The following is a 12,328-nucleotide window of genomic DNA, read 5'->3' as shown; positions in this document are numbered from 1 at the left end:
CATGTTTCCCTTTCAACCACCAGAGGGGGGCATGCCCAGATGAGCGAGGCCGCCGTGTCCGCACCGCGCAGAGTCGTCGTGACCGGGCTCGGGGCGGTCACACCGCTGGGTGTCGGGGCCGGCGAGTTGTGGCAGGGACTGCTCGACGGGCGGCACGGCATACGGGAGTTGCAGGATCCCGAGTTCGACGGGTTGCCCGTGCGGGTCGCCGGGGTCGTACCCGTGGATCCCGGTCGGCTGCTGCCTCGGCCCGTCGCCCGGCGGATGAACCGGGCCGCCCAGCTCGGGGTGCTGGCCGCTCGTCAGGCGTGGGCCGACGCCGGGTTCGTGGCGGGCGGTACCCGGGAGAGCGGGATCGATCCGGAGCGGGTGGGGGTGAGCCTGGGGGCCATCCTCGGTGACGCGTCCGTACTCGTGGGCGGGGACCGCAAGCTGCGGGAGAAGGGACCCCGGGCCGTCTCGCCGCTCACCACTCCCATGACCGTGCCCTCGCAGGCCGCCTCCCAGGTCTCGCTCGACCTGCACATCACCGGCGAGGCCCGGACCGTGACGAGCGCGTGCGCGTCGGGGACCGAGGCCATAGGGCAGGCGATCGACCGCATACGGTACGGGCGCATCGACGTCGCTCTCGCGGGCGGCGCCGAGGCCGTCGTCACGCCGGCGATCATGGCGTCCTTCGCGGCGATGCGGGCCCTGGCGGACGGGGACCTGGCCGACGGTTCGCCCTCCCGGCCCTTCGCCAAGGACCGGGGCGGATTCGTCAACGGCGAGGGTGCCGGGGTCCTCGTACTGGAGGCCGAGGAGCACGCACGGGCCCGGGGAGCGCGGATCTACTGCGAGGCCGCGGGCTGGGGACTCTCCGCCGACGCCCACCACATGGCCGCGCCCGACCCGTCCGGCAACGGCATCGCGCTCGCCCTGCGGCGGGCCCTGCGGGACGCCGGGGGCCGGGTCGGGGACGTCGTCCACGTGAACGCCCATGCCACGGCCACGGTCGAGGGCGACCTCGCGGAGGCGGTCGCGCTGCGGGCGGTGCTCGGGCGACGGTCCGTACCGGTCACCGCGCTCAAGGGGCACCTGGGGCATCTGCAGGGGGCCGCGGGCGGGGTCGAGGCGGTTGCCGCCGTGCTGACGCTGCACCACGGGGTGGTGCCGCCGACGGTGGGGGGCGGCGAGGTCGACGACGCGATCGGCCTGGATGTGGTGCGCGGGGCACCGCGCGCGTTGCCGGAGGACGGGGACCTGGCGCTCAGCAACTCGTTCGGCTTCGGAGGGCACAACGCGGTGCTGGTGCTGCGCCGGTCGAGGTGAGGCTCCGGTCACCCCCGCTCACGCACTGCGCTTGCGGGCCGCCGTCTTCTTGGCGGTCTTGGCGGTCTTGGCCGTGGTCTTCTTCGCCGTGCTCTTGGCCGTGCTCTTCGCCGTGCTCTTCGCTGCCGTCTTCTTCGTCCCCTGGGCCGTCTTCGACGTCGACTTCCTGGCCGACGCGGCCGTCTTCTTCGCCGCGGTCTTCTTCGCCGCCGTCGTCGACTTCTTGCCCGCAGCCTGCTTCGGGGCCGCCCTGGCCGACTTGCGCTCCGGCAGACGCCTGACCTCCGCCGGCTCCTCGCCGCGGGACGCCTTCGCCGCGCGCACGCTGCTCTCCAGGGCCGCCATGAGGTCGAGGACCTTGCCGCCGGTGGCGGGTTCGGGGGCGGCGGGCGGGGCCTCGCCGGCCGCCTTCGCGGCGATGACCTCCTCGACGGCCTCGCGGTACTCGTCGTGCAGATCGTCGAGGTCGACCTCACCGAGGGTGTCCATCAGGGCGTCCGCGAGGTCGAGTTCCTTGTCGCGGACGGTGACGCCGGTGTCGGGGGCGACGCCCTCGGGGTCGCGCACCTCGTCGGGCCAGAGCAGTCCGTGCATGGCGATGGCGTCGCCGACGACCCGCAGCATGCCCAGCCGCTCCCGGCCGCGCAGCGCGAACTTGGCGATGGCGACCTTGTTGCTGCGCTTGAGCGCCTCGCGCAGCAGGGTGTACGGCTTGGCGGCCGGGGCACCGCTCGCGGCGAGGTAGTACGCCGCGTCCATCTGGAGCGGGTCGATCCGGTCACCCGGCACGAAGGCCACGATCTCGATCGTCTTCGCGGTCGGGATCGGCAGCTCGGCCAGGTCCTCGTCGGAGATGGGGATGATCGAGCCGTCCGCGTCCTCGTACCCCTTGCCGATCTCGCCCTGGCTGACCTCGCGGTCCTCCAGTTCGCAGAACTTGCGGTAGCGGATCCGGCCGCCGTCCTCGGTGTGGATCTGGCGGAAGGAGATCGAATGACTCTCGGTCGCGTTCACCACCTTGATCGGGATGCTGACCAGGCCGAAGGAGATGGCGCCGTTCCAGATGGATCGCACGTTCAGCACCTTTCGAGGCGTTTCCGGCCTATTTCGTGTGATTCTCATCGTATGACGCCGATCACAGAGGTGGAGGGGCGGCGGCTCGCGCTCAGCAACCTGGAGAAGGTGCTGTATCCGGCGGCCGGGTTCGCCAAGGGCGAGGTGCTGCACTACTACGCGACCACCGCCGAGGTGCTGCTGCCGCATCTGCGCGACCGGCCGGTGTCCTTCCTGCGCTACCCGGACGGGCCGGACGGACAGGTGTTCTTCACCAAGAACGTGCCGCCGGGTACGCCCGAGTGGGTCACCACCGCCGAGGTGCCGCGTGCGGAGGGGCCGGCGCGGATGGTGCTGGTGCAGGATCTGCCCTCGCTGATGTGGGCGGCCAACCTCGTCACGGAGTTCCACACGCCCCAGTGGCTGATCGACGCGCCCGGCGAGGCCGACCGGCTGGTCTTCGACCTCGACCCCGGCTCGCCCGCCACCGTGGTCGAGTGCTGCGAGGTCGCCCTCTGGCTGCGGGAACGGCTGGCCGCCGACGGCATCGAGGCGTACGCCAAGACCTCCGGCTCGAAGGGGCTCCATCTCGTCGCCGCCATCCGGCCGGCCCCCTCCGATCAGGCCACCGAGTACGCCAAGGAACTCGCCGTGGAGGCCGAGAAGGCCATGCCCCAGCTCGCGATCCACCGGATGACGAAGAGCCTGCGGCCCGGCAAGGTCTTCGTCGACTGGAGCCAGAACGCCGCCCGCAAGACCACGGCCACGCCCTACACCCTGCGCGCCCGCCGCGACCCCACCGTGTCCGCGCCGGTGACCTGGGAGGAGGTACAGGACTGCCGCTCCCCCCGGTCCCTGACCTTCCTCGCCCCGGACCTGGCCCCACGCCTCCAGGACTTCGGCGACCTACTGGTCCCGCTCCTGGAGCGGGACCGGGCGGGCACGCTGCCAGATATTTAGGGCCGGCACGACAGCCGACGTGAGCCCTCAACCAACGGAACCCCAAGTACGCCGGTCCCGAGCCATCGCATGCAGCGCCTCCACATCCGCCGGCTTCAGCAGCCCACCCAGCCGGGCCAGCCCCTCCACCTCCGTGTCCCTGAGGACCCGGACCTCCCGCAGCGGCCCCGGGATCGCCACGTCGGCCGGGCCGACCAGCGCGAGGACCGGGCGGACCTCGGCGGTCAGGGCGTAGGAGGCACGGTCGGCGTCGGCGCGGACGCGGCGCAGCAGGGGGTACGGTTCGCGGCGCCCGAGGCAGACCATCGGATCGGCGACGGTCACCTTCTGCTTACGGGCGTACAGGCTGTGCAGCACGAACAGCCCGCCGGGGCCGATCACGAGGTGGTGGATCCGGTCGCCGCCGGGCAGCGGGATGGAGTGCAGCGCGTGCCAGCCCGCGCCGTCCAGCCGGTCCAGGGCCTCGCCGACCGTCTGCTCCGCCGTCAGCGCCCGGCGCCGCGGGTCCGGGCGGCGCAGCAGGTGGGAGGGGCCCGGATCCCGGTCGAGGGAGACCAGGAGCGCCTCGCCGGGACGGTTGGGCGCCAGGTCGTCGTCCGGGTGGAGGGTCAGCCGGGCCAGCTCGGCGGGCGTGGGGACCGGCGGCGGGCCGACCGTCACCGGGCCGGTGACGAAGGGGCCGAGCGCCTCCAGCACATCCTCCCTGCGGTCGTCGCTGAGCAGGTTGATCCTGGCCGCCTCACGGTCGTACCAGGCGAGGTTCCGCCCGTCCGTGAGGCAGACGTAGAGCCGTTCCCGGCCGTGCCGCCAGGTCGGTATGACGCGCAGTCCACTCATGCACCATCACCCCACTGACCATGGGAACAGGCGGGGTGCTGCGGGGGCAAGAACCCGGTTACCTTTGAGCGGAGTTGGGCAGACCCCCCGGGAGTGGTTGGGGAGGCGCCGTTGCGTACCCGCAGGAAGCAACCCGACGTACCGGCTCCGGACAGCCCGTGGAGCGAGATCGTGCCCGGCCTGTGGATGGGCGGGCACGAGTTCCGGGGGCCGTCGGGACAACTGGAGTTCGCCGTCGTGCAGGACGAGTTCGATCTCGTACAGACTCTGCTGCGCCTGCCGGGGCACGGACCCGATCCCGGGGTCGAGCACCATGTGTGGCCGATTCCCGACGGACCGCTGGACGGGACCCAGCTCGCCGGGGTGATACGGCTGGCGGAGGCGGCGTGCGAGGCGCTGGACGAGGGCCACAGGGTCCTCGTTCGCTGTTACCACGGGTACAACCGCTCGGGGCTCGTCATCGCGCACACCCTGGTCCGCCGGAGCCACTCCGCCGAGCAGGCGATCCGGCTGATACGCTCCCGCCGCTCTCCGTGGGCCCTGCACAACGAGCTGTTCGTCGACTACCTCCGGGCCGGCCTTTCGACCGCCCGGCTCCTCGAGGAACTCGCCGAGTAACCGTTTCGCCCGTCCGCCCACCGGGTGCGCAAAAAGGACTTCCGTACGAATAGGGTGTACGGGCCTACGCCCATCCCCGGCCCCAGGAGAACCGTGCCTCGCAGCCGCCCCACGCGCACCGTCGCGCTCAGTGCCCTGGTCGCACTGCTGCTGGCGGCGGCGACGGCCTGCGGTGACGCCGGGGGACTCCAGGGCGCGGGCCCGACCGAGACCGCGGTCAGCCCGGACAAGCTCTGGCCGGAGCTGACGCCGGCGTCCAGCCCCGCCTATGAGATCGGCGAGGTGAACAGGGAGGTCGTGAAGGGCGTCACCGTCCCGGGCGGCGACATCCGCGACGTGGACCCGGTGGCGGTCGTACGCAAGGAGATCGCCGAGAGTCCGGGCGACTACGACGGCAAGGACGCGTCGTACGGGCAGACCGGCCGTCTGATGACCGCGTGCGCCAAGGGCGCCGGGCACGGCAGGTGCCCGGTGCTCCAGCCGTACTACCGGGATCTGACCGGCGACGGGCACCCCGAGCTGACGCTGGGCTTCCGGCTGATGCCCGGCAAAACGACCGCGGTGCGCGTCTACACCGTCGAGAAGCGCCGGCTCGTGCAGGTGATGGAGTGGGACGACGCCATCAGCGCCGTCGAACTGGCCGGACGGTCGGTGATCCTGCGCTCGCCGTCCGAGGTCGCCGGGTACGAGTACCGGCTGCAGTGGACCTGGGACGCGGACCAGAAGGCGATGCTGCTCACGCACGACGAGATGCTGCGCACCGGCCACCACAAGAAGACGCCCCACCCGTCGCCCTCACGTTCCGCCGCGCCCTCGCCCTCGCGTTCCGCCTCACCCTCCCGGTCCGCCTCCCCCTCGGCGAGCACCCCATGAGGCTCGCGCTCCCCCAGTGGGCCGGCCCGCTCGCCGTGAAGGCCGCCGTCTTCATCACGGTGATGTGCTGCGCGCTCGCGGCACTGCTCGGCATCCTCGTGCACGTCTCGGTGACGAACCAGACCGTCGGTCAGGCCCGCGACCTCGCACTGTCCCGGCTGGAGGACGCGACGACGGCGTTCGAGGCCGGGGACCCGCTCGGGCACGGCGTCCGCCTGGATCCGCCGGAGCTGCCGGATTCGCTGCGGGAGCTGGCGGTGGCCGGGGAGCGCGGCACGATGGTCGCCGACCACCACGGGCGCCCCACGATGTGGGCGGCGGGCCCGGCCGACGGCGAGCGAGCGCTCGCGGTCGAGGTCGACTACTCGCAGCAGACGCGCACCATCGAGGGGCTGGACCGGGCGATCCTGTGGTCGTCGGGGCTGGCGATCGGGGCGACGCTGCTGGTGGGCGCGTTCGCGGTGACCCGGGTGACGCGGCGGCTGCACGCCACGGCCCGGGTGGCCCGGCGGATCAGCGGCGGCGACCTGGACGCGCGGGTCGACGATCCCCGTACGAAGGATCCGACCAGGCCGCAGGACGAGGTGGCCGCCGTCGCCGCCGCCCTCGACTCGATGGCGTCCTCGCTGCAGAGCAAGCTGCTGTCCGAGCAGCGGTTCACCGCGGACGTGGCGCACGAGCTGCGTACGCCGCTGACCGGGCTGCACGCGGCGGCCGAGCTGCTGCCGCCCGGGCGGCCGACGGAGCTGGTGCGGGACCGGGTGGCCGCGCTGCGCACGCTGACCGAGGATCTGCTGGAGATCTCGCGGCTGGACTCCGGGCGTGAACGGCTGGAGTCGGACGCCGAGCCGCTCGCGGCGCTCGCGGAGCGGGTGGTGCGCGGGTCCGGGACCGACACGGAGGTCGTCGTCGTACGGGACGCCGTGGTGGAGACCGACCGGCGGCGGCTGGAGCGGGTGCTCGGGAACCTGGTGGCGAACGCGCACAAGCACGGGCGGGGACCGGTGTCCGTGACCGTGGACGGGCCGGTGGTCACCGTGCGGGACCACGGCGTCGGCTACCCGGAATATCTCGTCGCGCATGGGCCGCAGCGGTTCCGCACGGAGGGCGGAGCCAAGGGGCACGGGCTGGGGCTGACCATCGCGTTGGGGCAGGCGGAGGTGCTCGGCGCGCGGCTGACGTTCGCCAACGCGGTGGACGGCGGGGCCGTGGCCACGCTGACGCTCCGCTAGGAAGTACCGAGAACGGGGCGCTTCTCCTCTGGCCCATCAGGACGCGCGAGGGACCGACATCGACCCTAATGTGGCGGTTAGTCAGGTTCGCCCCCTCTCTCACGGAGGTCCCCATGGCCCTGCGTTCGCGCCTCGCCATATCCATCGCCGCCGGCGCTCTCGCCGCCGCGGCCTTCGCCCCTCCCGCTGTCGCCGATGACGAGTGGGGGTCCGGGAACGACTCAGGGGAGTCACAGGGGGACTGGGGGGCAGAGGGTGGCGACGGGGGCGGCAACGAGGGTGGCGACTGGGGCGACGACGGCCGACGGTTCGCCACGGGGCGCGTCACCGCGAACACCCTGCTGCTGCGCAGTGCGCCCAACCGGAGCAGCCAGGTGATCCGGGTCGTCCACCGGGGCGACATCGTCAGGATCTTCTGCAAGACGCCGGGCCAGCGGGTCCAGGGCAACCCCCTGTGGTACCTGCTCGCGGACGGCACCTGGGCCTGGGGGGCGGCCCGGTTCATCGACAACGTCGGGCCCGCGCCGCGCTGGTGCTGAGCCGTAAGGCACACAAGACGGACTATTTGGGTAAGTTCCGGGCATGACCAAGGCCGGAACCACCGGAACCACCCTGGTGGCAGCGGACGCGCCCGCTCCCGCCGTACCGCTCCCCCGGCGCCGTGGCATCGAACTGGCCCTCATCGTCGTGGCCGTCCTGCTCTCCGTGTACGGCTACTGCGCGGTCGGCCTCGCCCAGCACGGCACCGTCCCGCCCGGTGCCGCCGGTTACGGCGCCGGGCTCGGCGTGCTCGCGCTGGTCGCTCATCTGGCGGTGCGCCTGCGCGCCCCCTGCGCCGACCCGCTGCTGCTGCCGATCGGCGTGCTGCTCAACGGCCTCGGCCTGGTCCTGATCTACCGGCTCGACCTGGAGACACCGGGCGACCAGGCGGCGCCCGCCCAACTCGTGTGGTCCACGCTGGGGGTGGCCCTGTTCATCGTGGTCGTGCTCCTGCTGCGCGACTACCGGGTGCTCCAGCGTTACTCGTACGTCTGTGTCGTCGCCGCTCTCGTGCTGCTCACCCTGCCGATCTTCTTCCCGTCCGTGAACGGCGCCCGCATCTGGATCCGGATCGCCGGATTCTCCATCCAGCCCGGCGAGTTCGCGAAGGTGCTGCTCGCGGTGTTCTTCGCGGCCTATCTGGCCGCCAACCGCAGTGCGCTGGCGTACACGGGCCGTCGGGTCCTCGGGATCGACCGACTGCAACTGCCCACCGGGCGCGTCCTCGGCCCGATCGTCGCCATCTGGCTGCTGAGCGTGGGGGTGCTCGTCCTCGAACGCGACCTGGGCACGTCGCTGCTGTTCTTCGGCCTGTTCGTGGTCCTTCTCTACGTCGCCACCGGCCGCACCGGCTGGATCGCCCTCGGCCTGCTGCTCGCGGCGCTCGGCGCGGTGGCCGTCGGCCAACTGGAGCCGCATGTGCACAGCAGGGTCGAGGACTGGCAGCACCCGTTCGCGTCGATCGACGCGGGCCAGGGCCCCAACCAGCTGTCCCAGTCGCTGTTCGCCTTCGCGGCGGGCGGCGTGCTCGGCACGGGACTGGGCCTCGGCCACTCGATCCTGATCGGCTTCGCGGCCAAGTCGGACTTCATCCTGGCGACGGCCGGGGAGGAGCTGGGCCTGGCGGGCCTGTCGGCGATCTTCCTCCTCTACGGCCTGCTGGTGGAGCGCGGCTACCGGGCGGGCCTCGCCCTGCGGGACCCCTTCGGCCGGCTGCTCGCGGTCGGGATCGCCTCGATCGTGGCGCTCCAGGTGTTCGTGATCGCGGGCGGGGTGACGGGCCTGATCCCGCTGACGGGCATGGCGATGCCGTTCCTGGCGCAGGGCGGCTCGTCGGTGGTGACCAACTGGGCGATGGTGGCGCTGCTGATCCGGGTGAGCGACAGGTCGCGCAGTCAGCTCGGCGTGCCCAAGGGCGAGGAGGCCGTCCGATGACCCGGCACATCCGGCATGCCGCGTTCTTCTGCGCCCTGCTGCTGATCGCGCTGCTCGTGAACGCCACCCGCCTGCAGGTCTTCGAGGCCTCCTCCTACGCCGACAACATCGCCAACCGCCGCACCAACATCGCCCGTTACGGGCAGCCCCGCGGCGACATCCTGGTCGGCGGCGAACCGGTCACCGGATCCCACGACACCGGCGAGCACCTGCGCTACGAACGGACGTACACCAACGGCCCGATGTACGCCCCCGTCACCGGCTACGCCTCGCAGGTGTACGGCACGACGCTCCTGGAGCACACCGAGGACGGCGTCCTGTCGGGCACGGACCCGCTGCTGTCGCCGTTCCCGCTGTGGAACGACCTCGCCCGCGACCGGAACCCCGGCGGCGACGTCGTCACCACCCTGCACCGGGGCGCGCAGGAGGCGGCGTACGAAGGGCTGGCCGGGCGCAAGGGCGCGGTGGCGGCGATCGAACCGGCGACCGGGCGGATCCTGGCCCTGGTGTCCGCCCCGTCGTACGACCCGTCCGTGCTGTCGGGGAACGGCTCGTCCGTGGCCCGGTCCTGGAAGTCCCTGAACGGCGACGCGGACAAGCCGATGCTCAACCGGGCGGTGCGCAAGACGTATCCGCCGGGTTCGACCTTCAAGGTGGTGACCGCGGCGGCGGCGCTGGACTCGGGCGTGGTCGAGGACCTGGACGAGCCGACCGACTCCCCGGTTCCGTACCGCCTCCCCGGCACCAGGACCTCGCTGACGAACGCGTCCGAGGGCTGCGAGGACGTCCCGCTGCGGAAGGCCTTCGAGTGGTCCTGCAACACGGTGTTCGCCAAGCTGGGGGTGCGGGTGGGGGCGCGGCGGATGGCGGCGACGGCGGGTGCCTTCGGGTTCAACGACGCGGACCTGAGGATCCCGTTCTCGGTCGCCGAGTCCACCTTCGACCCGAAGGTGGACCGGGCGCAGCTCGCCCTGTCGTCGATCGGCCAGTACAACACCCGGGCCACTCCGCTGCAGATGGCGATGGTCGCGGCGGCCGTGGCGAACGGCGGCAAGGTGCGCTCGCCCTATCTGGTGGAGCGCACGACCCGGGCGAGCGGCGCCACGGTGTCGACGGCCCCCTCGCGCCCGGTGCGGCAGGCCATGCACCCGTCGACCGCCGTACTCGTCAAGGAACTGATGGCGGACGCGGTGCGCGAGGGCACCGGCACGAACGCCTGGATCCCCGGCGCGACGGTCGGCGGCAAGACCGGCACGGCCCAGCACGGCCTGGGCAACTCCGGGACTCCGTACGCCTGGTTCGTCTCCTGGGCGCAGGGCGACCGCGACCTGGAGCCCAAGGTCGCGGTCGCGGTGGTGGTGGAGGACGCGGACGCGGACCGGGGTGAGATCAGCGGGGGCGGGGACGCGGCGCCGATCGCGCGGGCGGTGATGGAGGCGGTGCTGAAGTCACCTTCGCAGGGCGGTGGTTGACGTCGGTTCCTGGATCAGGACGGCCGGCAGGGCGACGTACGCGGTGACGCCCGTGCCCTGGGTGGGACGGAGCTCGACATGGGCACCGAGGCGGGCGGCGAGGGCGCCGACGACGTGGTGGCCCAGGAACCTGGTCGGGGCGGTGTGCAGGGAGTCGCCCTTGCCGGCCAGCACGGCGTTGGACTCGGCCAGGCGCTCCGGGGTCATCCCGATGCCCCGGTCCACGACGGCCAGGCAGTACTCGGCGCCGTCCCGCCAGCCGTAGACCTCGACGGGCTGCTTGGGCGGGCTGAACATCAGCGCGTTCTCCACCAACTCGGCGAGCAGGTGGGACAGTTCGGCGACGCAGTGGCCGCGGACGCCGCACTGCTGGATGTCCACCGCGGCCACCCTCCGGTACTGCTCGACCTCCGACACGGCCGACCGCACCACGTCGGCGACGGCGACCGTGCCCTTCCAGGACCGGGCCGGCGACTCCTCACCGGCGAGCACCAGCAGGGACTCGGCGTTGCGGCGCATCCGGGTGGCGAGGTGGTCGAGTTCGAAGAGCTCGGCGAGGGCGTCCGGGTCGAGCTCCTGGCTCTCCAGGGTGGTGATCAGGCCGAGCTGCCGGTTGAGCAGGCTCTGGTTGCGGCGGCCGAGGCTGGCCAGGGACTCGGTGCTGGTGCGGCGCAGGACGGCCTGCTCGGCGGCGAGTCCTACGGCGGTGTCCTCGACGTTGCGCAGGGCGGCGGCCAGGCGGCTGATCTCCCGTGCGCCCCCGGGCGGCCGGGGTCGCGCGAACTGCGGCGCGGGCGGGGTGTCGGGGTCGGCCTCCTGGATTTGCCGGACAGCCTCGGGCAGCCGGCTTCCGGCGACGGCGTCCGCCTCGTCGGCGAGGGCGCCCAGCGGCCGGGTGATGGAGCGGGCCGAGAAGACGGCGAGCGCGACGGCCACGGCGAGGATCAGCGCCCCGAGCGCGAGGAAGCCGCCGAGCTGCCGCGTGGCGGCGGATCCGGCCTCGTCGGCACGCGCACGGACGTCGTCCCCGACCGCCCGCTGCACACCGTGCAGATCGTCGACGAGGGTCGTCATGTCGGCCCACCAGCGGCCAGGGGGAACGGCGAGGGCGGACCCGTCGGCCCCCCGCTCGGCCCGCGCCTCGTACCCGCCGACCCGGCGCGCGGCAGCCGTGCCGAAGGCACCGTCGAGCGCGGACTCCTGGTCTCCCCCGGCGAGTTGCCGGAACTGTCCCAGCGCGGCCACCCGGGCGGCCCGGACCTCCGTGAAGTCGAGGTACTCCCCGGCACGGAACCGCCCGGCCGCGAACACCCCGTTGAGGGAGCCGCGTTCGAGAGCGACGGCCTCCGTGGCCCGGGCGAGGGCCTGGAGCGCCTGCACGCCCTGCGCGATCCGCCGGTCGCCGTCCGGGGTACCGGCCGACTCGGCGTCGATGAGGGCGGTGACCGCCTTGGTGTACGTCCGCAGGGTGGCGGCACGGTCGGCGGTGCCGGCGTCGACGTCCTCGCGCGTCGCGGTGAGGGTGGCGAGGGGATCGTCGGCGGCCCGCAGCGCGGAGACCGCGGCGCCGGGCAGCGCACCGCTCTCCTCGTCGAGCGCGGCACTCAGGGCGTCCCGTGCCTCATCGGTACGGCCGCGTTGCGCGGCGACGTCGTCGCGGTACCCGGCCTCGCCGCCCAACAGGCCGTTGGTCAGGCCGCGTTCGCGCTGCACCTCCCGGACGAGCTCCTGCGCCCGCAACAGCACCCCGACCTGCGCCTCGGTCCCCCGGGCGGCGGACCAGTCGGCGGCACGGTCGGCGACGCCGAGACCGATGAGAGCGAGCAGCAAACAGGTCGGGACAGCCAGCACTATGGCCATACGGCCACGAATGGAGCTCCAGCCGGGAAGGGCGGCCGGGCGCCGGACGATCGAGCGGAGGATGGTGGTCAGTACGTTCCCCGTCATGCTCCGTGAGGCTACGGGCGGGCCGGTCAGGGCACGGTTTCCCGCCCGTAA

General features: G+C 72.8%; 10 protein-coding genes and 1 pseudogene. 8 read left to right on the top strand and 3 right to left on the bottom strand.

What is annotated here, in order from left to right; all coding sequences use genetic code 11:
* Window positions 1-51: 51 nt before the first annotated feature.
* Window positions 52-1,311: pseudogene (locus tag PBV52_RS32860) on the top strand (beta-ketoacyl synthase); the annotation flags it as partial.
* 18 nt (window positions 1,312-1,329) lie between these two features.
* Here PBV52_RS32860 and PBV52_RS32855 read toward each other — a convergent pair.
* Window positions 1,330-2,385: a Ku protein gene (locus PBV52_RS32855; RefSeq protein WP_274243357.1), complete on the bottom strand. Its 1,056-nt coding sequence runs from the start codon at window positions 2,383-2,385 to the stop codon at window positions 1,330-1,332.
* 51 nt (window positions 2,386-2,436) lie between these two features.
* Here PBV52_RS32855 and ligD point away from each other — a divergent pair, with 51 nt between their 5' ends.
* A complete protein-coding gene (ligD, locus tag PBV52_RS32850) occupies window positions 2,437-3,324 on the top strand; it encodes a non-homologous end-joining DNA ligase (RefSeq protein ID WP_274243356.1) in 888 nt (295 codons plus the stop codon).
* 27 nt (window positions 3,325-3,351) lie between these two features.
* Here ligD and PBV52_RS32845 read toward each other — a convergent pair whose 3' ends face one another.
* Window positions 3,352-4,161 carry a nuclease-related domain-containing protein gene (locus PBV52_RS32845; RefSeq protein WP_274243354.1) on the bottom strand — a complete coding sequence of 270 codons (810 nt, stop codon included), beginning with the start codon at window positions 4,159-4,161 and terminating at the stop codon, window positions 3,352-3,354.
* A 111-nt stretch (window positions 4,162-4,272) separates the two neighbouring features.
* Here PBV52_RS32845 and PBV52_RS32840 point away from each other — a divergent pair, with 111 nt between their 5' ends.
* The 6 genes from PBV52_RS32840 to PBV52_RS32815 all read left to right on the top strand — a co-directional run bounded on the left by PBV52_RS32840 (window position 4,273) and on the right by PBV52_RS32815 (window position 10,330).
* Entirely contained in the window at window positions 4,273-4,779 is a 507-nt protein-coding gene (locus tag PBV52_RS32840) for a dual specificity protein phosphatase family protein (RefSeq protein WP_274243352.1), read from the top strand.
* A 93-nt stretch (window positions 4,780-4,872) separates the two neighbouring features.
* Window positions 4,873-5,652: a hypothetical protein gene (locus tag PBV52_RS32835; RefSeq protein WP_274243351.1), complete on the top strand. Its 780-nt coding sequence runs from the start codon at window positions 4,873-4,875 to the stop codon at window positions 5,650-5,652.
* Complete coding sequence (locus PBV52_RS32830) at window positions 5,649-6,884, top strand: HAMP domain-containing sensor histidine kinase (RefSeq protein WP_274243350.1); 1,236 nt, start codon at window positions 5,649-5,651, stop codon at window positions 6,882-6,884. The genes PBV52_RS32835 and PBV52_RS32830 overlap by 4 nt, the downstream gene beginning before the upstream one ends.
* Window positions 6,885-6,997: 113 nt before the next feature.
* Window positions 6,998-7,423 carry an SH3 domain-containing protein gene (locus PBV52_RS32825; protein WP_274243349.1) on the top strand — a complete coding sequence of 142 codons (426 nt, stop codon included), beginning with the start codon at window positions 6,998-7,000 and terminating at the stop codon, window positions 7,421-7,423.
* Between the two features lie 43 nt (window positions 7,424-7,466).
* Entirely contained in the window at window positions 7,467-8,858 is a 1,392-nt protein-coding gene (locus PBV52_RS32820) for an FtsW/RodA/SpoVE family cell cycle protein (RefSeq protein WP_274243348.1), read from the top strand.
* A complete protein-coding gene (locus PBV52_RS32815) occupies window positions 8,855-10,330 on the top strand; it encodes a penicillin-binding transpeptidase domain-containing protein (protein ID WP_274243347.1) in 1,476 nt (491 codons plus the stop codon). Before PBV52_RS32820 ends, PBV52_RS32815 begins: the two co-directional genes overlap by 4 nt.
* On the opposite strand, the gene PBV52_RS32810 is transcribed toward PBV52_RS32815, so the two are convergent.
* Window positions 10,307-12,277 carry a nitrate- and nitrite sensing domain-containing protein gene (locus PBV52_RS32810; RefSeq protein ID WP_274243345.1) on the bottom strand — a complete coding sequence of 657 codons (1,971 nt, stop codon included), beginning with the start codon at window positions 12,275-12,277 and terminating at the stop codon, window positions 10,307-10,309. The genes PBV52_RS32815 and PBV52_RS32810 overlap by 24 nt on opposite strands.
* Between the last annotated feature and the right edge of the window lie 51 nt (window positions 12,278-12,328).

The organism is Streptomyces sp. T12 (genome assembly GCF_028736035.1).
Lineage (GTDB): Bacteria > Actinomycetota > Actinomycetes > Streptomycetales > Streptomycetaceae > Streptomyces.
Note: the sequence above shows the minus strand (reverse complement) of the source record. Positions and strands in the feature narration are given on the sequence as shown.